This is a genomic window from Bacillus sp. TE8-1, from assembly GCF_008368855.1.
GTDB classification, from domain to species: Bacteria; Bacillota; Bacilli; order Bacillales; family Bacillaceae_G; genus Bacillus_A; species Bacillus_A cereus.
In genome coordinates this window covers 250,223-271,775 of the sequence record NZ_QPET01000021.1, presented here as the reverse complement: position 1 = coordinate 271,775, position 21,553 = coordinate 250,223, and the positions used below count along the sequence as shown (strand labels likewise).

The window sequence follows — 21,553 nt, the reverse complement described above, 5'->3', positions numbered from 1 at the left end:
AAAAATATTGAGGTCACTTTCTAAAATGAATTTGATTAAGAAAGTATATTGACCTGGAGCATTCAATATTTTCCCAATTCACAGATTATAAATTTTAGAATACTTCTTATACAAACTATTTTCACTTCTATTTTTCCTAATAACGCTGCCCCTTGAAGCATAGAATGTAAAAAGTGAATTTTTAATACCTCGTATAAATAATATACCTTTTTTTCAAATGGTCAATATTTTCTTATTTATAAATCAAAGGTGAAATAAAAATAGCACAACGATATGTACTTCGTGTGAACTTCCTTATAATTACGTATAACAAACATTTAATATATTGCATATAAGTATAATACCTCTTAAATTATAAGGATTTCAACATCACAACCTCAACATCTACAAAAAAGTATTAAAAATGAAAAGTGAGGAGTTGCGTAATGATGAAGCTATCTCCCGTAATTTCAAAAAATATAGTTGCTGTTGGCTACAATCCTTTTTCTATGATTTTGCGAATCCAATTAAAGAATGGTATGTACGATTTCTTTAATGTACCAGAAAGTATTTATACTGGCCTATTACATGCACAATCTAAAAGTTATTATCATAATACTTACATTAAAAATTCTTTCCGCCACACAAAAATCTAAACTTAACACCCACTAAAAAAGAAAGGAGGTTAATCCTCCTTTCTTTTAAAAACATTTTGCAGATGAATTATCTTCGATTCCTCTTATTAATTTCATCATATGCTTGAATTTGTTTTTTCAAACGCCGATCAGCTTTTTTATCATGCACTACAAGAATTGCATGTATAACTCCTGGAACCCAAAATATTAATGTTAATATGAAATTTATGATTGCCTGAATTGGTTTTCCACAAAATAATACAGCAACAGGTGGAAGAAGAATTGCTAATAAATACATCATCCCTTGAAAACTCCTTATTTTGTATTTTATATATCCCTTTTCAAAATATACGCAAAAAAACCTACTACCATTTTAATCTTAACCTACCTCTAAAATCAATGTATCTCCTTCTATTTAAATAAGTATTTCAGACTTTTTATTGTTTTCTAGCCTATTTTCTTCCTCTATTGCAGTTACTCCAATTGCAGAAATTAACGTTCCTATCGCTTGTATCCAAATACCAATGAGTGCAATGATTCTCTCATCTTTCAATACATTTGAAACACCTTGATACGCTTGTAATCCAGCCCCTAAACTTTGCATGGAGTTACCCAGTATAATAATTTTCTGTAATACATTTATATCCAACAAAGCTGCTTCTACTCCTAAAAAAGCACCGATCGATTGTAAACTGTTCCCTGTAATGATAAGATAATCATTTTCTTTCAAATGTTCATTTATATTAAAATATGTTCCTATTACATTTGATATATTGCCTAATGCTAATAACTCAATTCCTATTTGATCAAGTAATTTACTTTGATTCTCTAAGTCTATATTTTGATTTTCTCTTTTTTCTTCCCCATCATCATAATTGCTCGCAATGATTTGTAATATATATCCGAGGGCTTGTAATGAGCTTCCTACAATAACAAGATCCGATTCAACTTTCTCTTCTCCAATAAATCCTCTTGTCGTTCCAATAGCAGCTGTAAGGTTCCCTCCCACTTGAAACCATGCCCCTGTCACTTTTAAACTGCTTGGATTCATTTTTATCACCTATTTAAATATTTTCTAAAGCTTTCAAAACAAACAAATCTCACCCTTAATCTTTTATTTTATTTTTTAGATGTAATTTTGTGAATGATATAATGTGCTACTAATATAAAAGCACCTTAAAGGTGCTTTTTATATGAATGCTGGGCATGTCAATGAATCTCCATTTTTATCTATTGTTATATTCAATATATATTCAATTGCTTTATGTGACCAAGTTTCAGGTGTAGGCGATTCATTTATATATTGTGGCGCACATGACTTCAGCATTGGAGTACTAATACTCCCTCCAGGATCTAAAGCAAGTACAGCCATGCCATGAGGTAATTCCAGGGCCATAGATTTAGTGATACCTTCAATAGCAAATTTCGAGGCACAATATGGCGCAAGCTCAGCCTCACCTTCTCTCCCCCAACTAGAACTCATATTAATGATAATTCCTTCTTTCCTAGCTACCATCGCTGGAACAAATGCTCTTATTACATTTACTACACCATTCACGTTTACATTCATTACATTTTCGAATTCTTGAGCCGTAATTTTCCAAAGTTGTGCATTTTGATTTACAATCGATGCATTATTTATTATCATATCGGGAGCTGTATGTGTATTAAGTATATAATTTGCCCAATTGTTAACTTGCTGAGAATCTGAAACATCAATTACTTGGAAATCATGTATTTTACTGTACTGTTTTTTTAGTTCTTCAATTTTATCTTTTGAACGTCCACAACCATATATGTTCCACCCTAATTCATGAAATCGATCAACCATCGCACGCCCTAACCCTTGTGTCACGCCTGTAATAATTACAGATTTACTAATTTCTTTTCGCTTCATTTCTCTCATCCTCCTTCCCTATATCTTACTCTCTTCATTTTTATTCAGCGATTTACTATAGTATTAACTCAACTCATACTTTAGTAATGGTTTTGATATTGTATACATAAACAAAAAAAGTAACCATCATGGTTACTTTTTGCTATATATCTAAAAATTCATTGTTTATTTCATTATTGTTTTTATATTTCAACTTCTCTTTTCCACATTTCTCACACTGGTAAATATAAACTACACCTAATGTACCTTTTTTAAAATCCTCATTATCCTGCATCTTAATAAAAATATATTTATGTTTACAATGCGATTCACCCAAATAATTTTTAAACCACTTTTTCAACACAACACATTCCACCTTTATGATAGAACCTTTATTTAGCTGCTTTATTACATACTTTTATTTAAATGTTCAATCTCATCTTGCAACTTTTTAAATTGCTCAAAATGCATGGTAATAGATTGGCTACTACCATAATCAACATTTTGTTTCACTAATATAACACCCGTATCATGAAAAAGCGCTTCAAGTTCTTTCCTAATAGACACTTTCGCAATATGAGCTGTTTTAATTGCAGATAAAATTGCAATTTCATTAAACTTTAATTTTATTTCATTTGGACAAAATGCGTCTTCAACTAATATAACTTCATTACTATAAATTAGTGCAACAAGATTACTTGATTTGGCATCTGTTAAATCAACTTTTTTCATAATAACTTTCATTACATTTTGCCTCCTTTATTTTCATATATATCAATTATACAAATTTTTTAAAAAAATTACTCAACTTTATTATATTAATTTTAACACACTTTTATTGAAATCCATGCTCCAAACGTTTTACTATTCCACAATTTTTATTATATGAACCATCTGGACTATAACTCCATATAGTAATGTTAACAACTTTTTATAAAGCAGGTGAAAATTATGCCATCAGTTGTAGGAAATTTAGTTGTACAAAATAGTAATGGATCATTTAACTTAGGTGATTTCTACAACGTTTCTCCGAAAGAAAATACGAAAGCTTATAATGGTTCCGGCGCATCAAACGTTGGTTTTGTTGTTAATACTTTTAGCGGTGTTAGCGCGACCAATACATTTGATTCTGACCTTGCAGATCAAAACCAAGTGGGTACAGCCTAATCTTATGTTCAACTTTTTGTATAGAAAATTTTAATTTGTCTATACTATAATCAGGCTGTTTGACAGCTCTTATCGATTTTGGAGTACCCTATCTTTTTCTCCCTTTCCCTGGGGCTCAGCAGCTAGCACAAAGCTAGCTGCTTTTTCTTATATTATTTGTCTCATAAATCAGAAATAAAAAAAGCTGCCATTTAATATTCAGCTTCTTTTACATTATTTCAATAATATCCATAGCGTTAAATACGTAAGTTTTATAAAAGGCGTCTGTACAAATTACAATTTGTTTTACCGGATTGATATGTACAACAGTCATGTAGCTTGTTAATATGTAACCATCTTCAAAATATGTTACCAATATTTCTTTCTCAGACAGTAATGACGTTAATAATTTATCAGAAATCCTCTCTTTTGCTTCATTTGTTAAAAGCGGTTTTTGTACTTTTAATTTCTCTCCAATAATCTTTCTCATATTTAAAAGTTGTTCGGACATTACTGTAAACGGAACCCACTCTCTTTCTTCTTTTTGTATCTTTACATCGTTCATTTTTTATCTCCTTGATCATTTATACATTTATTTATTCATGCTATCCCTTAGTTATTTTTAATACTTACTAAACTCGAATTTACTTCTAAACTATAATTAGGTTACCTCTTAAAAGAACATTCGTTCTTATTATACACGAACTTACGTTCCTTTGAGAAGAGCTATACTTATTATTTCTTAACAAAAAACATAATTTTATTTATCTCCATATTTTTTCCTTTATCAAATAAACTTTTCATTTCTTATATAAAATGCATATAAAAACTAAAAGGCGACTTCACACAAAGTGAAATCGCCTTTTTCTAAAAAATATTCAAAGCTTATTTTTCTATCCTAACTAATGTTCTTTCTGGAATACATAATTCATCTATATTAAAATGATTTATTTTTAATTTCAATTCCCCTACTCGTTCCTTATCTTCATCACCAACCCAACAACTGAATAATTCAAAATAGTCTCCATCTTCCAAATAACCTTCCATAATCTTGCATAAAGTTAAAAGTTTTTCTTTCGCTTCTTTTTTTTCCTTTACGTTTTGCCACTCGACAAGTTCAATTCCCCAACTAGTTGAAACCTCATATATGTAATTTTTTTGGAATTGATACTCTTGTACAATTTCAAGCATACTTTCATCTGCAAAACATGGTCCAAAAACAATTACATCATTAGAATCGGGCTCCGTTAACGGAATTTCTACATTACAGCCTATGTAACTTGCTAAACTCATTTTATACTCCTCCAATATTCGTATAAAAAATACTTCATAGTATATTTATTTACTCAAATATAAAATCCCTGCCTAAACAAAAAAGTTTTAAATTTTTTCGTTTATTAACCATCTATAACTGAACACATATACTATGATGAACGAACTCACAAAGCATAAGAAAAGAGAGCATTTACAACACTCTCTTTTCTTACATACTCTATGGAACTTTACAAAACTGAATCAGTGATTTTTATTATTATATTTCATTACATATACTTAGGTTGTACTATTATATGTAACTCTCTCTCTGTATCCGCTTTTTTCGGATGACGAAAATAATTAAGTTCGTACTTTAACACTTTATACTCAACAATTCCGATTTTAATCCCTTTCGTTTCTTTTAATATAGCTAATAAATCACTTATATTTTCATCATATGACTCAAAAATTTTCGCTCCGCCCTCTCCTTGAAAGATTACTTTCATATATTCTCCCCACCTTAATTTATTGATGTGGTAAATGATGCGTTTAAAACGATTCATTCTTTATCCTAAAATTTTCACAACAAAAAGAGCATCCTTTCCAATCGAATGCTCAGCTTTTTACTAATTATCCATGTTAAATATTTATTCAAAAACATTATATGTATTATTTTTTAAATTATGTTCGATATTCATTATTAAAGAGTAAATATATGTAATAAACTTGCATAATGAAAACCGTAGAATACCCACTTTCGTTGAAATAATTATAAACCATAATTTTCCATTGTAATTCTTAATATTTAAATGTAATATTGTATTGTCTTACTATCTATTTATAACTCACACACTAATTAGAAAAGGGAACTCTATATGAGTTCCCTTTTCTAATTATGATTACAGTCATTATTTCTTTTCTAGAAATTTAAATGTATCTTTAAATTCTTTATTATTCACTTTAATATCAGCATCTTTCAATAAATCATTAACTACTTGTTGTTTCCATTTACCTGTCGTATCTTGTAGTCTTTGTTGTTCTATATCTTTACGAATTTTATCCTTTACTTCATCAAATGGCTTCAATTCTTTTTTATCCGTCACTTTAATAATATGGTAACCGTAAGTTGTTTTAACCGGATCACTTACTTGGCCTGCATCTAATTTATACGCAGCTTCCTCAAATTCTTTCACTGTTTGCCCAGGAGCAAAACCAGATATTTCCCCGCCCTGTTCCTTTGAACCAGTATCCTCTGAATACTGTTTTGCTAAGGCAGCAAAATCTTCACCATTATTTACTTTCTCCTTTATTTCTTTAGCCGTTTTTTCATCTTTCACTAAAATGTGACTTACTTTCATTTCTGGTTTATAGTTATTTTTCACATCTTTATCTGTAACTGTTGCTTTAATCGCTTTCTCAAATGCAATTTCTGGCTTCATTTTTTCTTTTAATTCATCTTCGTTTTTCAACCCAAGTTGTTCTAAAGTCGATTTAAAGTTCTCACCCATTTTATCTTTTGCTTCTTCTACTTTCTTTTTTGCTTCCTCATCTGAAACTTTATATTTATCTAACAATGCCTTACTTAACATCATTTGATATAAAGTACTTTCTCCATATTGTTGTCGTAATTCTTTACTTAATTCTTTCTCTGTAACATTCCCTACTTTTGATGTTACTACGTTGTCTGAGGAATCACATGCAGATAATGCTAGCATCACGCATGAAATAATTGTTCCAATAAATATTTTTTTCTTTTTCAATTCAAATACCTCACTTTTATCATTATGCAAATTAACTATACACAGTCATTGTGAAAACAGTGTGTTTTCTACATGTAATTCATTTCATATGAGTAGACTATGTATCATGTATTTTCATTTTTAAACGTAAAGAGTCTTCTTACTATTATGTATAGTAAGAAGACTCTTTACATACTCCTTAAAAACAATACTGCCGCTATAGTTACTTAATAATTACATGTTTTTCAGGTATCCAACTATTCTGCCCGATATCTATCGCATTTCCCACTCTACCCCACACTCGAAAAGATGTCGATCCATCTATATTCCCTTTATAATTCATACATTCAGGCTCTTCATAATAATTTACTCCGTAACCGGCAGGATATTTCGAAGTTGCATAAAACCATTTCACATTAAAATGTTTTAAATATGCCCACTGCTTATCGTTCCCTAAACAAATCATATCTTGCTCACCGCCTCCCCAATAACCTGTTAAGATTAAATATGGAATTTTCTGAGTGAGTGCACCTGTAAATTGAGGGGTCATGGGAGTTTCATATAAATTTATTCCGTATCCATCAGGATATTTCGAAACTGCAATACCAATGCCATTCGGTTGCTGTGTATACACTATGTTAGATTGATTTGCTTTGTTGGAATCTATAAAACCAAGAAAGTGACTTATTTCCTACTAATCGATTCAGATCACATTTCCCAATCCCAGGAACATTCCCTGAATCCGTATATTGCCACATATCGCATGGATATGCTGGCTTATTCCCTCCATAACGAGGGATCCATATGAAATCAGCTTCAATATTACATGCTCCAAATGATAAATACGTGTGATGCCCTACGTATAATCCTACTTTTTCCGCACCTAAACGGCGTAATTCATCAATAAATGCCTGTGTCCCGCCTTGCATATCTACCATCGTTTGAACTTCTATGTCCGCTACCCAAAACTTAGCAGATTGATCACCACGATTCCAAAAATCTTGTGCCTCTTTCTTTGCATCAGCAATAGATATAAAACGGCAAAAAGCATAATTACCGAATGGGATACTATGCTTTTTCATTTCACTAACATAATTTTGATACATAAAATCCACCGTATTAGAGCCATCTTGAACTCTAGCAATCACTAAATCTAGCTGAGATGCTGCAATATCCCAATTAATAGTTCCATTCCATTTTGAAATATCTACAATATACCCCATACATTCCAGCTCCTTTTGAATGTCTTATTCATAGCTTGTTTTATTGTAAGCCTCCTCTCTCTAAAACTAGCTATCTATAATATAAATAAAAAGAATCTTTACTGTTTTTCAAAATATATTCTCTTTCAGAAATATTTCTATCAACTTTAACATGTATGCCACATAAAACATTCGAAATATACCCTACTATTCATTTATTATGTAATCTCGTCCTATCAATCATTTTTACAGATATTAAAAAAAAATTCCCTGTATTATTAAATTATAACTTTCAGTATCGATTTCCTTTCAACTAAAAAATTTCATCCCTCATTTTCTATATACTCTTAAGTCAAAATTACTACCTCTACATGAAATTTGAGATTTAGAAAAATTTTAATTAATTGAAGTTTACTCCTATTAAATTGCTATTTTCCAACCTGAACACTATTGGTGCATAAAAAAGACATTTTCTATTACTGAAAATGTCTTTTTACAGTTTAATAAAACAACTTTGGTGCTAAATCTGTATTTTGTAATTGTGAGTTTTCACTGCTCATAACACAACTTGTGGAAAATAGAATTGGGATACCACAAACCTCATCATTCATTACATCACGAAACACATTGGCAGCAACACCTGTAAACGTTTGACATAAGTTAGAAATATCGTCATTGAAAAACTGAATGACTTCCGCAGCGAAAACCGGAAAAACAACATTCGGTCCGCCAGGGAACTGAGGCTGTACCACAACTTGTTCAAAATAAGGATTATTTTCTAGTGCTACTTGAAATAAATGAGCTATTTCAAATGCATCTAGTGGACAAGGAAATGGATTTACAATTTCATTCTCATTATTCGTTACAATAACTGTCACACTTACATTCCCAAATTGTACAAAAGATTTTAAAAGCGTTGCTAATGCTCTCGCTTTTTCGTTGCTTAACGCATGCACTAAAATAATATAATTACCACCAACAGGAATAAGCGGCCCAACTGTAACAGTTGGATCAGCACCTATTGAATTTTTTAATTCATTAAAATATGTGATCCACGGTGGCGAAAGCTGCGCTTGTACATTTTCTTCCACTATTTTATACTACCTCCTTATACCATTCTTACTAACATAATATGTAACAAACAAAAAAATGCATTAGTTATATTAACCATTTGCGTATTTATTGATTATATTAATTAAACATTTTATTTCCCATTCTCAATTTCCCCTTTACATCTTTAAGCACTTTTACTACTATAAAATTCTTTATTATAAGCAAATCCACTGAAATTTCATATTATACTAATACGACTCTATATCCATTAAATTATAATACTCAATATTAGGAGCTGATTTCATGGAAAAAAAACCTATCGTGTTCAAAATCCCACCAAATTCAAAGCTAAAAATTACATTTTTCGGTCCTTGTAACGAAGTAATTACAAATGTGTCTATAATTAATCAACTATGCACCCCTAAATGTCAAACTATCACGCAATACCCAGACTTTAAGAAATATGTAACGGAAGTACGATCGCTATCCCGTTGTTAGTCCGCATAATGCACGATTTTCACAACTTTATTACCTAAAATAACCGAGAAAGAAAATAACTGCATTCCTAGACTAAAATTACTCATGTTATGATATTCCATTGATAATTCATTGATTTTTTACACGTTTTTATGAAAAGAACATATATTATCGTATGGAGATTATCCACTCATAAAACCTATCTTTCTTTGGAGCGTACTTTTTATGTATGCTCTTTTTTTATGTAACCGTCCCCCTTCTAAATTGACCAACAATATATTAAAATTCTTTATATACTCAAGGAGGTCAAATATGTTCAAGTTGCATCCAATACTACTCATCTTAGGATTGATTTTGTTTTTATATAGTGTAATCGCCTTTATGCTATTCTTTTCAGTGTATTAGCATTCCCTACACAAATCTATGTTCAATATATAATTTCTATATAGTAAAGAAAAAACATAATGATACGATTTTTTATGTATTCCGTCTTTCTTGTTCTATAAGAAAACTAGTAAACTTACTAACAATGCGTTTTTACAAGCATGTTACTTATTATTCTGTTTATTATCTGAAGAAGGTTGAAGCCCCTACAAATTAAACTACGCTTTACCTATTTACTTATATATTTTAGAAAAACAATAATAATCCCCTACCATTTGGTAAGGGGATTAACTAAACCTACTAAAAAACATTTAATGATCAGTTTTATTTAGTTGGAGAAGGAAATCTTGCTGCTTCAAAATGTGCACCATCTTCTAAAGGACTTAAAACTCCATCTATACTACTTTGTGCATAAATCTCAACTTCATCCCCTGCATTCAATTGAACAATCGTCGAAACACTTACGACATTTCCAAAACTTATTGGACCAAAAAAGTCATTATCTATAGCTATCGCTGCGTTTCCATTCACACGAATTTCTACACGCGCTCTATAATTTAAAGTTGGATCGTTTGGAAAGAAACCAATCGTTCCAATAATAGAATATACACCTTTAGTCTTCGGCATAAAAATAGATGTTGCTGGATTATACTCATTCGCTAAATCAAATTGTTCATTTTGAAATAACACTTTCACAAAAGTATTAGCAGGAACATTTTGATTCACAGTATTTCTAGCTCTAAATGCCGATGCTCTAACAAGATTGTCCTTGTTATCATGACACTTACTAGTGTTCTTACAACAATCATGATGCTTATTTTTATACTCCTTACAATACTTACAGTAGTAATAACAAGACATACTGATTCCCCTTTCAAACTTATTACTATATATTATGTAAGATTGATTTATAAGGTTTGGACTAGCTATTTTTATTATTCATAAGGGCGCTATTAATCTGCACCCTTATTTATATACACCACTTCATTCCTTACTAGTTATAAGTTGTATATAGTTCCATATGGAATAGTAAGAAAAGAACTTCCGTACGGTGTAACATGATGTACTGGGTAAAAATACTCTACGGATGAGTAATATGGTTGTACTCCTTGCTGCTGCATTTGCATTTGTTGTTGCATTTGCAATGCTTGTTGAATAGCTTGGACTGTACTTTGTGCTCCACTATACGTTATAGATGTACCATATGCTGGTCGCATACCAGTTTCAGAATTAAAATATGAATAAAACATGATTCTCAGTTCCCTTCCCGTATAATTTATTACAAATTATATTATGATTCTTTATTTCAGTGGGTACTATAAAGCTAGTCCGCTCGCTTATATTCAAATGACAAAATAAAAAAGTAGCTGCTAGACTACTTTGACTCCTTCTTATCACCAAATGAAATGATATACATATTCTCCTGTTACACGCTCATTAATTCCCGCAACCCTAACGAACCTCAGTAAATCCGCTCCTTGAAGGAAATATACCGAAATCGTAACCGGTACTTGCGACCACATGAATTGATAAAGCTCATTCACTCTCTGATTCGTCGTAACGATTAAATCATTTACAGGTCCATGATTCCATGCAGAGGTTTGAACTGAAGTGAAAGAAAGGTCTTTCCCATTAACCACTATTCTTGATACACTTTGAGTTATGTCCACAATAATCCCCTCCAACATTACAAAAATTGGACCTTTTTTAGTTCATATTATTATAAATATTCTTGACTGTAATAAATGTTTAAGGCAAATCCCTAATAAAGTGAAACTTTAATCAGCTCTCACCAATCGGGCTTTTACTGGCAGCCCGACCCCACCTAACTTCTTTGCTTCCGCTGAATTTTGAGGTGGGGGTATTACTGCCCGACAAATAGCGGGATAAAATTTTTTTATTCATATCCCTCAATTCCCATTACAACCATATAATTTCTAACCTTATTCAATTTTTGTAATTAAAATAAAAAATAGCTAATTCACTACTTAAAAAGTAAAAAAAGCATCAGATTGACTAGTATGTAGATGGTTAAATGAATGTAAAATGTTTTTAAATTATCTACTCTTTTTTTAGTTTGGAAGTAACTCTCATCTCTTCCCATCTTTATACACCACTTTCTTAATCACACTGAACGCAATATTCAATTGATGAGTTTGTCATTTCGTTACCTCCAATTAACGCCTTTGTTCAATGTAGTAATTTTCTTGTATAATAAAAGTTAATTAATCTAGAAGGGATTCTGAGAAAGAGCGAAAAATCAGCTGGAAAGCTTATCGATTTAAATATCTATTCGAAATTAATAAGCGATTAATTTTAGTCACTCTGCCCATACTCAATCAAAGTGTGGGCTTCTTTAATTTCTGTATAAAATTCAAAAGTTTGACACAATCCTGGAAAAAGCTTATAAAGAAAAGTGAGGTTCCATTATTTTCACACTTAGTAGCGCAGTCATGTTACATATAATTTTATAAGTGTGAACGAACTACAAAACTAAAAAACAAATAATAAGTTTGCAACATGTTTGCAAATACGAATTTTGCATATAAATTCGTGTGATATTGAAAGGAGTTTTACTTATGAAAGAAATTAAAACAGAACAAGAATTCAAAGACATCATCGCAAGCGAGGAGCCTGTAGTTGTTAAGTTCTTTACTACATGGTGCCCAGATTGCGTACGTATGGACAACTTTATCGGAGATGTAATGGAAGAGTTCAATAAATTTGAATGGTACTCTATCAATAAAGATGAGTTTCCAAGTATCGCTGAAGAGTATCAAGTAATGGGTATTCCAAGTTTACTTGTATACCAAAACGGTGAGAAGCTAGGCCACTTACATAGTGCTAATGCAAAAACAGAAGAGCAAGTTACTGAGTTTTTAGAAGCATACTAAAATGAAAGCCCTCTGGAAAATATTTTTCAGAGGGTTTTCATCTATTTTCACAATTATCTTTTGAAGTTTTTCATCGTTTAATGAATTACACCTTGTCATGATAAGAATAATACGTAGTAAGAAAAGTATTCGTTTCCTCATCCATCTACCCTCCTATCTCTTTAGTAAATAAACTCCAATTAGGTTCACACCTTGACTTTGTACTTTTCAACATATTTTTCCTTTACGAAACTTTGTTATCCCCTTCTTAAAAAGCTATAAAACGTCAACAATGTTTGTATAGACCCACACGACTTTCGTTTGATACTCTATTTATAGAAAGAAATTCCTTTAAAGAAAGGTGAGTGATTAAAATGGATACTCTTTCTCATAAAGAAGCTGATAAAGGTGCTATTGTCAGCATTATGGCCTACATATTTTTATCCTCTATGAAAATCATCATCAGTTATATTACCCTCTCTAGCGCATTACGCGCTGACGGTTTAAATAACTTAACGGATATCGGTGCTTCTTTAGCGATATTAATTGGTCTAAAAATATCTCGTAAACCTCGTGACCCAGATCATCCGTATGGGCATTCGCGTGCCGAACAAATCGCATCACTTGTTGCGTCCTTCATTATGGCAACAGTCGGATTAGAAGTTGTTATTAGTGCCATTCAATCTTTCTTAAATCCGAAACAAGCAGCGCCTAATGTACTCGCTGCATGGGTTGCTTTATTTTCTGCTGTCGTTATGTACTGCGTGTATTTGTATACGAAAAAAATTGCAGCACGAACAAAAAGTAAATCATTAGAAGCCGCTGCAAAGGATAATTTATCAGATGCACTCGTAAGTATTGGTACCGTAGTAGGTATTGTCGGTTCTCAGTTCCAAATGCCTATTTTAGACCCTATTGCCGCTTTAATTGTCGGTCTTATTATTTGTAAAACTGCATGGGAGATTTTCGTAGAATCTTCTCATATGCTAACAGATGGAATTGATCCTGATAAAATGGAAGAATACGCTGATGCTATTGAGCATATTGGCGGTGTGGAAAACATTGTAGATATTCGAGCACGTATGTATGGGAATCAAACGTACGTTGATATTACAATTGAAGTAGATGCTCGCATGGATGTTGGAGAAAGTCACTGTATTACCGACAACATCGAAGCTATGCTGCGCAAAAAATTTGGAATTTACCATGCACACATTCATGTTGAGCCAATGAAAAAAGAACCTATTATGACATAGGTTCTTTTTTTATGAACGTTTTATGGAATATAACACATAAAACGAGCCAGCTACCGCCAGCTGCCCATCCTGCTAATATGTCAGATGGATAGTGCACGCCAAGATATATTCGGCTAACTGAAATAGATAATACAACAAAGCTTGCTATAAGAATAATTAACAATTTTTTATGCAACGAAATACGTTCTTCAGTAATTGTGACGTATGCAATAAATCCTAAAAAAGCAGTAGCATTCATCGTATGACCGCTCGGAAAACTATATCCAGTTGCAGTAACAAGCTGCGTGACATCAGGTCTTGCTCGTTCGTACCATAGTTTAAGCATACTGTTTAAATAACGAGATCCGTAGTAATTAATTGTTAGAAGTAACGCACTAAGCAACTTTTTTCTAACGAGAAAATACATTACAAGAATAATGAGTAATGGAAAATATATTCTTTTGGAACCGATAAAAGACACCCAAGTAAAATAGGTCGTCAAATAATCGTTTCGAAAGCTTTGAATAAAATGTGCGACTATATTGTCAAAGTTCTCAATACAAGCGGTATGATACGAAAGTGATAATACGACAAAACAAATGAGTAACGTAAAACTTAGCAAGTATAAATGTCGATATCGTTTCACATACATAACCTCACTATGCAAAAAAATGGAGCGGTTGTTTTAGTTTTCCTCTCCATTTCTTTTTTATGCATAGTTTATTAAAAAATATAATTATTAATTTTCCGCTTCATCTCAGGGATATCTTCTCTTGTTACGGTAAAACGAATCACCTTCTCATCAAGATCAAGCGCCTCAGCGAATAATCCAGCTAAACCACGGGATTTTCTATCTACTTCCATAATAATTTCTAGTCGGTCGTATGCACGTGGCAAGATTAATAATTCTAATTCATCTAATTTCCCATAGTGCTCTCCAGAAACCGGAATAAACTCAAATTCTTGTGCGAATGGAACTTGCTTACGTAATCGGTGCGGTAATTCTTCACATTCTATATGACGTGCTTTAAACCCTAATTCATTTACACTATCTAAAACACTACTTAATAATGCATTGGGTAACACTTGAACGTAGTCGCGGTCACTTGGGTCTATACTACGTTTAATATCAAGACCTGTATGAATCCAAACCGTTTTCATACCAAGTGTAAGTGGTGCTTCAATTGGCATTGGAAAAGAAAATGGAATTTCAACTTTTTCATTCGGTTCTACAGAAAAAGGTTCTGTTAAGCGTACTCGCTCTAAATCATATGTTGCTGTTACTTTTTTATCATCCACTTCTCGTACATACGACGTCGATAATGTTAAGTAAATGCTTTCAATTTGTTGGCTAACTGAACCTCCAGTTATATGAACCTTTCCAACTATTTCTTCCCCAACAATATACTCATCTTTTTCAAGAACAGTATCTACCTTTGCACTTCCAATACCAACGCTTGCTAAAAACTTTTGAAACATGGAGTCTCCATCCTTTCTAAAGCAGAAGCTACATCTTGTTTTAAATCTTGTACATTCTCATAGTACGGCGTTTTTATTTGTAACATTCGCATAAGAATTTCGCGATTATAATGTTCCAAAGTTAATTCTTCGTACCATGGTTTTTCCTGTTTTTCATTAGATTCATATCCTGCATATAATAAAAATAATGAGAAATGACCGAGCGCATAAAAGTCGCTACGAAAGTGAACTTCTCGCATCAAAGCTTGTTCACCTTCGTAAGTTGTAGCTCGCTCATCATCCTCACCTTTCCATTTAGCCAATCCAAAATCAATAATACTAATTTGATTTTCTTTCATTAGTATGTTTGGAATGCGTAAATCTCGATGAATAATGCCTTCACTATGAAACACCGATACAATTTCTAATATTTCATATAAAATCTTAAAAACTTCACGTTCTGTATATACATACCCATCTATGAAAATATAATCTTCAAAATTTTCACCAGGCATGTACTCCATCACAAAGAAGCTCTTTTTCTCCCATATGAAATGATCATATAGACTAGGAATTGCATAATGATTTAATGTTTGTAAAATCATTTTCTCTTGTTCAAATGATTTTCTACCAGACTCATATCTTTGTTTACTTTGTCTTAATTGTTTTAAGACTTTATATCTATTTGTTTGTAAATCATTAACGACGTATGTAACCCCATAACTGCCCATTCCAATTACTGATTCAATTTTATAACGTTCTGCAACAATTGTATTTTTTCGCAGTGGTCTATCAAATAATGCTAGTACACGACACCATTTCATCAGCTACTTGAAAAGAAGCTACGGCTTTTATGTTTTCTTTTATAATGTTGATGTCCATAACCAGATGAACGTCGTTTATAGTCGCTACTTGAATACGAGCGCCCTCTACGACGATAATCACTACTTGAATACGAACGATATTTTTTCTTTCCTAATAAAGAATCAATAATTTTTTTGAACATTCCTTCACCTCTTGAGTAAAATTTCCTTTTCATTATACCAATAATTATTGACTATATTTGTGACAGGTTTGTAAAGAGTAAAAAACGACGAGTTATGCCCGTCGTTACTTTCATTCATCCTCTTCATCAAAAACTTCATCAATCATACATTTCTCTAATAAATACTCAAATGTAATATCTGCGAGATCTTCAATTTCTTCTCGTTTTGGGACGTACCCTCTTTCAATTAGTTGCTCATAAAAAAACTCCGCAATCTCTTCCGTATCAATCACGACTTCAATTTCCTTCATGAGCATCACTCCTTTATTTCTGTTTTATGAAAAAATCTCAAAATTATGTATATGAGATTAGAAAAATAGATTTTATTTTTTTATAGGTCATAAGCTTTGGACGAGATGCATACGATTGTAGTACAAGCTATTCAAAGGGGGAAATAATAATGGAAAATCAATATGAAGTAGGACAAACAAAAGAAGAGTTCATGCATGAAGATCAATGGGCAGACTCTCTTATAAAGTGGCTTTTTATTTTTTTAATAGTTGTAGGCATACCTTATACTGCATATGTTGTTGTTCAATTTATTCTCTCTTTCTAGTTAACTATTTTTTCTCTGTCAATTTAACTAAATAATTATGAACAACATCCATTACAATTTTATATTCTTCATCTTTAAATGTATCGAACAATAATTGATAATCGTTATAAATATCAAGTAATCCATCAATGATTTCTTGACGATTCGTCTTAACACTCACTTTTTTCGAGTTGTTAATTGACTTTAACTTTCCTAAATCTAATTTATTCATACCTGCTTTATCTTGTTTCATTTTCTTCAAAATTGCATTTGCCGTTTGAGCATTGGCGAGTAACGTTAAATCTGATTCATCCGCTTCTAACCATTCACCATCCGTAATCCGTGACAATTCATAAATTGTATCTTCCCATGCGTCATTCTTATATCTCCATACTTCTGTACGAAAACCAACAATACGGAAAACATCTTTATCATATCCAGTTACTTGCACAAGATCACCAAACGTGAAATTATAATTTAATTCAATCCACTCCGTATCGCCCTTTTTCATATCTTGCTCTGTAACGTGCTGCAATGTTTGCTCTACGTAAAATCCATCGTGATTATTGACTTCGTATACATAAACTCCATCTAAAACCTTCATATTTGTGATTTTCCCAACGGTTCCATATAGCGTAATCACGACTATGTCCCCTACGTTGTATTTAGGTTGTTTTTTTCTTGCCATCTCTATCTCTCCTTTTTTTGACGTCGTGATTTTGATATCAGTATATGCAACCTACATAAAAACGCTTATCACAGAAGCTTATATTCATAAATTTTTTCAATAAAAAATATAATCTTATAAAATTTACATTACACTCAAACAAAAGCTAGTAACTAGACTAGCTTCAAATCAACAAATTTCATAATAAAAAAACATACAGAATACTTCACTTTAAATAAAGTAATGTATTCTGTATGTTTTCAAATAGTTTTTATCTATCTTGTATGTATAAATCCCAGGCTTCATCAAATATAGACATACTTTCTAGCATTCCGCTCAACTCTAAGTATGAACTAATTTCATCATAGTCTTCAGATTGCTTCGGAAAACTTAAATCATCATACATCGCCTCTGCTAAATCTGAAATTTCATTTCTAAATAAAGCTGCACGATGCTTCATCATATAATGGTAAAATGTCTTTTTCAAAAATATTCCCTACCTTTCTAACTTGGGTACATTATACAAGGCAAAAAAGAAAAAAACCAGCATAAAAGCTGGTTAAAAGTCGAAATAATTTCTTTTTAATAGACGCGGTCTTCCCATTAATTCTTCATATGTTAGTTGTTTTGGTAAATCTTTCGTGTAAATTAAGAATAATTGATCTTCAATTTCTTTTACTGTATGGTCTGATTGATAGTCCATCCCGCACGAGGAACAAGAAATACATGGTGTCTCTTGGATTTCAATGGCTTTCGTACCATCTGGTAATTCCCAATATACAGTATTCAAGCTTTCTTTCGCTTCTGTACTGTCACACCACATACAATTCATACTGCATCACCCTCAGTTTTTTTGTCGTTTTCTTCTAACTTAGCCATTTGTGCTTGATATTTTTTATCTTTTAATTGATCGCGCTTATCACGTTTATCTTTTAAAGATGCGTGAGTATCATTATCTTCGTAGTCTTTACGACGGTTCATACGCTGTAAGTCGTCTGGAACAAGGTTAAATTTCTTATCGCTCATAAGACCTGCGATACCAACATCTGAACGTTTTTCTTCGTAGTTCGGATAAATCTCTTTAAAGTATCCTTCCGCTCTTCCTGGAATATAGCTCTCTGGCTCTGGATACGTCGTAATAACACCTTCAAAGTTACGAAGTACAACTTTATCTGCACTTTGTGAGATTAAATAGTTTGGTTGAAGTGCAATTTTACCGCCTCCGCCTGGCGCATCAACAACGAATGTCGGAACAGCATAACCAGATGTGTGTCCACGTAAACCTTCAATAATTTCAAGACCTTTAGATACTGGTGCACGGAAGTGACCGATACCTTCAGATAAGTCACATTGATAAATGTAGTATGGACGTACACGGATTTTTACTAAGTCATGCATAAGTTTTTTCATAATTGGAACGCTGTCGTTAATACCAGCTAAAATTACTGCTTGGTTTCCGACTGGAACACCAGCATTCGCTAACATTTCACATGCCTTTTTCGATTCTTCAGTAATTTCAATAGATGTATTGAAATGTGTATTTAACCATACTGGATGGTATTTTTTAATAATGTTACATAAGTTTTCTGTAATACGTTGTGGGAATACTACTGGTGCTCTCGTTCCGATACGAATAATCTCAACATGCGGAATCTCTCGTAAATTTTTTAATACATATTCTAAAATTTTATCGTTAATTAGAAGTCCGTCACCACCGGAGATTAATACATCTCGTACTTGTGGCGTTTCACGAATATAAGCAATTGCATCATCTAATTGTTTCTTCGGTACACCCATTCCAATTTGTCCACTAAAACGACGACGTGTACAGTAACGACAATACATAGAACATTGATTTGTTACTAAGAATAGTACACGGTCCGGATAACGATGTGTTAGCCCTGGAACTGGTGAATCTTCGTCTTCGTGAAGTGGGTCTTCTAAATCATATTTTGTTTTATATAACTCTTCCGAAATCGGTACTGATTGCATCCGAATCGGACAGCGTGGATCATCAGGATTCATTAGCCAAGCATAGTACGGTGTAATGTTTAACGGGATCGTTTTCGTTGAAATTTTAACGCCCTCTTCTTCTTCAGGTGTTAAGTTAATTACTTTTCTTAAGTCATCTAACGTTTTGATCGTATTCGTTAATTGCCAAACCCAATCATTCCATTGCTCTTCAGTAACATCTTTCCATAATTCGATATCCTTCCAGTGACGATTTGGTTTGTATACATCATGTAACATTGCTATTCCCCCTTTTTATACGCTCATCCTTTATATAAGCAATAGTTATGCCAACTTTACATTGTTGATAAGTAAATGTGCGGAGAACCCTATTACATAAGCGAAAAAATATTTTTAAGCGTTGTATGAAATCAATACTTAACATCATATTCATTACTTTTTATATATGTAAACGCTCTTTTATTGGTGCAAACACACAAAAACCGCCGATTATTCGGCGGTTTTGTCGTACTTGCTCAGTTTATATTGAAGCGTTTGACGAGGGATACCCAACATTTTTGCGGCTTGTAATATATTCCCTTCCGTTTCAATCAACGCTTGATCTATTAATTCTTTTTCTGTTTGATGAAGTGCTTCTCTAAGTGGCATTATACCCTTCTTCTTCGAAAACTTCTCTTTCCGAAATGTACGTGGTAAACAATTGGCTGTTAATGTATTCCCTTCTGCAATAATAACAGCATGTTCAATCGTATGTTTTAACTCCCGTACATTTCCAGGCCACTGATAAGCTTGCAGTCTATCTTTCGCTTCCTCATCAATTTGAAGTACACCTTTTTTATAACTTTTATTATATTCTTTCAAAAAATAAGATGCTAATAATAGTACATCCTCAGTTCTTTCACGAAGCGGTGGGATATATAATGAAAATACGTTTAAGCGATAATATAAATCAGTGCGAATTTTATTCTCTCGTAAACATATTTCTGGAGGCTGGTTCATCGCGGTAATAACACGAACATCTACTTTTCTCGTCTTATTATCACCAATTCTTCTAATGACTCCATCTTCTAACACTCGTAACATTTTTGCCTGCAAATCAAGAGGCATTGAATTCAGTTCATCTAAAAATAATGTACCACCATCAACAAGTTCAAATAGCCCAGCTCTTTCAATCGCTCCCGTATAGCTTCCTTTTGTCGTTCCAAACAATAAACTTTCTAATAGCGACTCTGGTAAAGCTGCACAGTTTTGTGCAATAAATGGCTTGTTTTTTCTTTTAGAAGCTTCATGAATTGCTTGTACGAACAGTTCTTTTCCTGTTCCTGTTTCACCATATATTAAAACATTCGCGTCTGTTGGTGCTACTTTTTGTGCTAACTCTTTCGTCTGTTTAAACCGCGTATCATTTGTCACTATCGTCTCAAATGCAGCGTGCTTTTTAATCACTTTTTTTCTAGATGATCGCTTTATTTTCGACTGTAAGTCAACAATTGTGTCAGTAAGCTTTTGAATTGTAGAGTAATCCTTTGCAATTTCAACAGCCCCAGCAATATTCCCATCTATAAAAATAGGTAACGTCGTATTTACTGTACAAACATCTTCACCATTTAAATTTTGATAATGTTGTACCTGATGTACGATAGGTTTTTTTGTATCTAGTACTTTCATCAATGTACTCGTTTCCCTTGATAAAGAAGGGAACGCTTCTAACAGATGTTTCCCTAACACTTTTTCAATCTTCGATCCATCGTGTTTTGCAGCTACAGAATTATAAAATATTGTAATTCCATTTTCATCTACAGCGTGTATAGCCTCATCAATACTGCCCAAAATCGCTTCAATGACTTCTTGTGTCGAAACTGCTAGCAATGTCATCCCCCCTCTTGCCGAAAATCCAGCAATTACATGCCGAATTTTCGGCACACCTATGTGCGATTGTAAGCATGACGATTCCGTTCTATAATTTTAATCAATTTTATATTTTCATTAGATAACTCGAAACTCTAATTAGTGCGGCTTTTTCA

Annotated in this window: 29 protein-coding genes and 2 pseudogenes; 6 read left to right on the top strand and 25 right to left on the bottom strand. The window is 32.5% G+C overall.

What is annotated here, in order from left to right; genetic code table 11:
- Window positions 1-425 precede the first annotated feature (425 nt).
- On the top strand, window positions 426-635 hold the full coding sequence (locus DN404_RS20400) for a KTSC domain-containing protein (protein ID WP_000977081.1): 210 nt from the start codon (window positions 426-428) through the stop codon (window positions 633-635).
- Window positions 636-702: 67 nt separating this feature from the next.
- Here DN404_RS20400 and DN404_RS20395 read toward each other — a convergent pair whose 3' ends face one another.
- The 5 genes from DN404_RS20395 to DN404_RS20375 form a co-directional block, all read right to left on the bottom strand.
- Complete coding sequence (locus DN404_RS20395) at window positions 703-915, bottom strand: YqaE/Pmp3 family membrane protein (RefSeq protein ID WP_000990233.1); 213 nt, start codon at window positions 913-915, stop codon at window positions 703-705.
- Window positions 916-1,029: 114 nt separating this feature from the next.
- Entirely contained in the window at window positions 1,030-1,665 is a 636-nt protein-coding gene (locus tag DN404_RS20390; protein WP_149215383.1) for a DUF6944 family repetitive protein, read from the bottom strand.
- A 138-nt stretch (window positions 1,666-1,803) separates the two neighbouring features.
- Window positions 1,804-2,511: an SDR family oxidoreductase gene (locus tag DN404_RS20385; RefSeq protein ID WP_025686726.1), complete on the bottom strand. Its 708-nt coding sequence runs from the start codon at window positions 2,509-2,511 to the stop codon at window positions 1,804-1,806.
- Between the two features lie 142 nt (window positions 2,512-2,653).
- Window positions 2,654-2,854, bottom strand: a complete 201-nt coding sequence (locus tag DN404_RS20380) for a hypothetical protein (protein ID WP_000915143.1) — start codon at window positions 2,852-2,854, stop codon at window positions 2,654-2,656.
- 44 nt (window positions 2,855-2,898) lie between these two features.
- Window positions 2,899-3,234 (bottom strand): hypothetical protein, encoded by a 336-nt coding sequence (locus DN404_RS20375; protein ID WP_149215382.1) that lies wholly within the window; start codon window positions 3,232-3,234, stop codon window positions 2,899-2,901.
- A 207-nt stretch (window positions 3,235-3,441) separates the two neighbouring features.
- On the opposite strand from DN404_RS20375, the gene gerPF reads away from it, so the two are divergent.
- Complete coding sequence (gene gerPF / locus DN404_RS20370) at window positions 3,442-3,657, top strand: spore germination protein GerPF (protein WP_001141569.1); 216 nt, start codon at window positions 3,442-3,444, stop codon at window positions 3,655-3,657.
- Window positions 3,658-3,865: 208 nt separating this feature from the next.
- On the opposite strand, the gene DN404_RS20365 is transcribed toward gerPF, so the two are convergent.
- From DN404_RS20365 to DN404_RS20340, 6 genes and pseudogenes are all read right to left on the bottom strand, one after another.
- Entirely contained in the window at window positions 3,866-4,201 is a 336-nt protein-coding gene (locus tag DN404_RS20365) for a YolD-like family protein (RefSeq protein WP_002024004.1), read from the bottom strand.
- A gap of 320 nt (window positions 4,202-4,521) precedes the next feature.
- The gene (locus DN404_RS20360) at window positions 4,522-4,929 is read right to left on the bottom strand and encodes a hypothetical protein (protein WP_006925988.1); all 408 of its coding nucleotides are present in this window, start codon (window positions 4,927-4,929) and stop codon (window positions 4,522-4,524) included.
- Window positions 4,930-5,177: 248 nt separating this feature from the next.
- A complete protein-coding gene (locus DN404_RS20355) occupies window positions 5,178-5,396 on the bottom strand; it encodes a hypothetical protein (RefSeq protein WP_000864271.1) in 219 nt (72 codons plus the stop codon).
- Between the two features lie 402 nt (window positions 5,397-5,798).
- Window positions 5,799-6,650, bottom strand: coding sequence for a peptidylprolyl isomerase PrsA (locus tag DN404_RS20350; protein WP_149215381.1), 852 nt, complete (start codon window positions 6,648-6,650; stop codon window positions 5,799-5,801).
- 202 nt (window positions 6,651-6,852) lie between these two features.
- Window positions 6,853-7,852: pseudogene (locus DN404_RS20345) on the bottom strand (glycoside hydrolase family 25 protein).
- 479 nt (window positions 7,853-8,331) lie between these two features.
- Window positions 8,332-8,922: a hypothetical protein gene (locus DN404_RS20340; protein WP_000392281.1), complete on the bottom strand. Its 591-nt coding sequence runs from the start codon at window positions 8,920-8,922 to the stop codon at window positions 8,332-8,334.
- Between the two features lie 265 nt (window positions 8,923-9,187).
- Between DN404_RS20340 and DN404_RS20335 the strand changes: the two genes are divergently transcribed.
- Window positions 9,188-9,382 carry a hypothetical protein gene (locus tag DN404_RS20335; protein WP_000412555.1) on the top strand — a complete coding sequence of 65 codons (195 nt, stop codon included), beginning with the start codon at window positions 9,188-9,190 and terminating at the stop codon, window positions 9,380-9,382.
- A gap of 687 nt (window positions 9,383-10,069) precedes the next feature.
- Here the strand turns inward: DN404_RS20335 and DN404_RS20330 are convergent.
- The 4 genes and pseudogenes from DN404_RS20330 to DN404_RS20315 all read right to left on the bottom strand — a co-directional run.
- On the bottom strand, window positions 10,070-10,606 hold the full coding sequence (locus DN404_RS20330) for a C1q-like domain-containing protein (RefSeq protein WP_016122449.1): 537 nt from the start codon (window positions 10,604-10,606) through the stop codon (window positions 10,070-10,072).
- Between the two features lie 137 nt (window positions 10,607-10,743).
- Window positions 10,744-10,995: a DUF3947 family protein gene (locus tag DN404_RS20325; RefSeq protein ID WP_000500100.1), complete on the bottom strand. Its 252-nt coding sequence runs from the start codon at window positions 10,993-10,995 to the stop codon at window positions 10,744-10,746.
- A 144-nt stretch (window positions 10,996-11,139) separates the two neighbouring features.
- Complete coding sequence (locus DN404_RS20320; protein ID WP_000355695.1) at window positions 11,140-11,415, bottom strand: hypothetical protein; 276 nt, start codon at window positions 11,413-11,415, stop codon at window positions 11,140-11,142.
- A 323-nt stretch (window positions 11,416-11,738) separates the two neighbouring features.
- A pseudogene (locus DN404_RS20315) lies at window positions 11,739-11,849 on the bottom strand (2TM domain-containing protein); the annotation flags it as partial.
- A 475-nt stretch (window positions 11,850-12,324) separates the two neighbouring features.
- Between DN404_RS20315 and DN404_RS20305 the strand changes: the two are divergent.
- Window positions 12,325-12,639: a thioredoxin family protein gene (locus DN404_RS20305; protein ID WP_000658787.1), complete on the top strand. Its 315-nt coding sequence runs from the start codon at window positions 12,325-12,327 to the stop codon at window positions 12,637-12,639.
- A gap of 353 nt (window positions 12,640-12,992) precedes the next feature.
- The gene (locus tag DN404_RS20300) at window positions 12,993-13,874 is read left to right on the top strand and encodes a cation diffusion facilitator family transporter (protein ID WP_000380385.1); all 882 of its coding nucleotides are present in this window, start codon (window positions 12,993-12,995) and stop codon (window positions 13,872-13,874) included.
- Here DN404_RS20300 and DN404_RS20295 read toward each other — a convergent pair.
- The 5 genes from DN404_RS20295 to DN404_RS20275 form a co-directional block, all read right to left on the bottom strand.
- Window positions 13,864-14,499: a phosphatase PAP2 family protein gene (locus DN404_RS20295; protein WP_000833370.1), complete on the bottom strand. Its 636-nt coding sequence runs from the start codon at window positions 14,497-14,499 to the stop codon at window positions 13,864-13,866. The genes DN404_RS20300 and DN404_RS20295 overlap by 11 nt on opposite strands.
- A 77-nt stretch (window positions 14,500-14,576) precedes the next feature.
- The gene (locus DN404_RS20290; protein ID WP_000486626.1) at window positions 14,577-15,332 is read right to left on the bottom strand and encodes a sporulation protein; all 756 of its coding nucleotides are present in this window, start codon (window positions 15,330-15,332) and stop codon (window positions 14,577-14,579) included.
- Complete coding sequence (locus DN404_RS20285; RefSeq protein WP_006927693.1) at window positions 15,314-16,135, bottom strand: serine/threonine protein kinase; 822 nt, start codon at window positions 16,133-16,135, stop codon at window positions 15,314-15,316. Before DN404_RS20285 ends, DN404_RS20290 begins: the two co-directional genes overlap by 19 nt.
- Entirely contained in the window at window positions 16,135-16,317 is a 183-nt protein-coding gene (locus DN404_RS20280; protein ID WP_016122446.1) for a hypothetical protein, read from the bottom strand. The genes DN404_RS20285 and DN404_RS20280 overlap by 1 nt, the downstream gene beginning before the upstream one ends.
- A 110-nt stretch (window positions 16,318-16,427) precedes the next feature.
- Window positions 16,428-16,607: a YozD family protein gene (locus DN404_RS20275; RefSeq protein WP_000658451.1), complete on the bottom strand. Its 180-nt coding sequence runs from the start codon at window positions 16,605-16,607 to the stop codon at window positions 16,428-16,430.
- Between the two features lie 149 nt (window positions 16,608-16,756).
- Here DN404_RS20275 and DN404_RS20270 point away from each other — a divergent pair, with 149 nt between their 5' ends.
- The gene (locus DN404_RS20270; RefSeq protein ID WP_000431486.1) at window positions 16,757-16,912 is read left to right on the top strand and encodes a DUF3930 family protein; all 156 of its coding nucleotides are present in this window, start codon (window positions 16,757-16,759) and stop codon (window positions 16,910-16,912) included.
- A gap of 4 nt (window positions 16,913-16,916) precedes the next feature.
- Here DN404_RS20270 and DN404_RS20265 read toward each other — a convergent pair whose 3' ends face one another.
- From DN404_RS20265 to rocR, 5 genes are all read right to left on the bottom strand, one after another.
- Complete coding sequence (locus DN404_RS20265; protein ID WP_000101499.1) at window positions 16,917-17,579, bottom strand: hypothetical protein; 663 nt, start codon at window positions 17,577-17,579, stop codon at window positions 16,917-16,919.
- A gap of 250 nt (window positions 17,580-17,829) precedes the next feature.
- The gene (locus tag DN404_RS20260; RefSeq protein WP_000750717.1) at window positions 17,830-18,045 is read right to left on the bottom strand and encodes a YozE family protein; all 216 of its coding nucleotides are present in this window, start codon (window positions 18,043-18,045) and stop codon (window positions 17,830-17,832) included.
- A gap of 72 nt (window positions 18,046-18,117) precedes the next feature.
- Complete coding sequence (locus tag DN404_RS20255; RefSeq protein WP_000995763.1) at window positions 18,118-18,390, bottom strand: YokU family protein; 273 nt, start codon at window positions 18,388-18,390, stop codon at window positions 18,118-18,120.
- Window positions 18,387-19,808, bottom strand: a complete 1,422-nt coding sequence (kamA, locus tag DN404_RS20250) for a lysine 2,3-aminomutase (RefSeq protein WP_000902142.1) — start codon at window positions 19,806-19,808, stop codon at window positions 18,387-18,389. The genes DN404_RS20255 and kamA overlap by 4 nt, the downstream gene beginning before the upstream one ends.
- A 210-nt stretch (window positions 19,809-20,018) precedes the next feature.
- Window positions 20,019-21,404, bottom strand: a complete 1,386-nt coding sequence (gene rocR, locus DN404_RS20245) for an arginine utilization transcriptional regulator RocR (RefSeq protein ID WP_011110073.1) — start codon at window positions 21,402-21,404, stop codon at window positions 20,019-20,021.
- Window positions 21,405-21,553: the final 149 nt, after the last annotated feature.

Bases quoted from the DNA above. Each gene is read 5' to 3' on its own strand.
- DN404_RS20400 (WP_000977081.1), top strand. From the start codon at position 426: ATGATGAAGCTATCTCCCGTAATTTCAAAAAATATAGTTGCTGTTGGC.
- DN404_RS20395 (WP_000990233.1), bottom strand. From the start codon at position 915: ATGATGTATTTATTAGCAATTCTTCTTCCACCTGTTGCTGTATTATTT.
- DN404_RS20390 (WP_149215383.1), bottom strand. From the start codon at position 1,665: ATGAATCCAAGCAGTTTAAAAGTGACAGGGGCATGGTTTCAAGTGGGA.
- DN404_RS20385 (WP_025686726.1), bottom strand. From the start codon at position 2,511: ATGAAGCGAAAAGAAATTAGTAAATCTGTAATTATTACAGGCGTGACA.
- DN404_RS20375 (WP_149215382.1), bottom strand. From the start codon at position 3,234: ATGAAAGTTATTATGAAAAAAGTTGATTTAACAGATGCCAAATCAAGT.
- gerPF (WP_001141569.1), top strand. From the start codon at position 3,442: ATGCCATCAGTTGTAGGAAATTTAGTTGTACAAAATAGTAATGGATCA.
- DN404_RS20365 (WP_002024004.1), bottom strand. From the start codon at position 4,201: ATGAACGATGTAAAGATACAAAAAGAAGAAAGAGAGTGGGTTCCGTTT.
- DN404_RS20360 (WP_006925988.1), bottom strand. From the start codon at position 4,929: ATGAGTTTAGCAAGTTACATAGGCTGTAATGTAGAAATTCCGTTAACG.
- DN404_RS20355 (WP_000864271.1), bottom strand. From the start codon at position 5,396: ATGAAAGTAATCTTTCAAGGAGAGGGCGGAGCGAAAATTTTTGAGTCA.
- DN404_RS20335 (WP_000412555.1), top strand. From the start codon at position 9,188: ATGGAAAAAAAACCTATCGTGTTCAAAATCCCACCAAATTCAAAGCTA.
- DN404_RS20330 (WP_016122449.1), bottom strand. From the start codon at position 10,606: ATGTCTTGTTATTACTACTGTAAGTATTGTAAGGAGTATAAAAATAAG.
- DN404_RS20325 (WP_000500100.1), bottom strand. From the start codon at position 10,995: ATGTTTTATTCATATTTTAATTCTGAAACTGGTATGCGACCAGCATAT.
- DN404_RS20305 (WP_000658787.1), top strand. From the start codon at position 12,325: ATGAAAGAAATTAAAACAGAACAAGAATTCAAAGACATCATCGCAAGC.
- DN404_RS20300 (WP_000380385.1), top strand. From the start codon at position 12,993: ATGGATACTCTTTCTCATAAAGAAGCTGATAAAGGTGCTATTGTCAGC.
- DN404_RS20290 (WP_000486626.1), bottom strand. From the start codon at position 15,332: ATGTTTCAAAAGTTTTTAGCAAGCGTTGGTATTGGAAGTGCAAAGGTA.
- DN404_RS20285 (WP_006927693.1), bottom strand. From the start codon at position 16,135: ATGAAATGGTGTCGTGTACTAGCATTATTTGATAGACCACTGCGAAAA.
- DN404_RS20280 (WP_016122446.1), bottom strand. From the start codon at position 16,317: ATGTTCAAAAAAATTATTGATTCTTTATTAGGAAAGAAAAAATATCGT.
- DN404_RS20275 (WP_000658451.1), bottom strand. From the start codon at position 16,607: ATGAAGGAAATTGAAGTCGTGATTGATACGGAAGAGATTGCGGAGTTT.
- DN404_RS20270 (WP_000431486.1), top strand. From the start codon at position 16,757: ATGGAAAATCAATATGAAGTAGGACAAACAAAAGAAGAGTTCATGCAT.
- DN404_RS20265 (WP_000101499.1), bottom strand. From the start codon at position 17,579: ATGGCAAGAAAAAAACAACCTAAATACAACGTAGGGGACATAGTCGTG.
- DN404_RS20255 (WP_000995763.1), bottom strand. From the start codon at position 18,390: ATGAATTGTATGTGGTGTGACAGTACAGAAGCGAAAGAAAGCTTGAAT.
- kamA (WP_000902142.1), bottom strand. From the start codon at position 19,808: ATGTTACATGATGTATACAAACCAAATCGTCACTGGAAGGATATCGAA.
- rocR (WP_011110073.1), bottom strand. From the start codon at position 21,404: ATGACATTGCTAGCAGTTTCGACACAAGAAGTCATTGAAGCGATTTTG.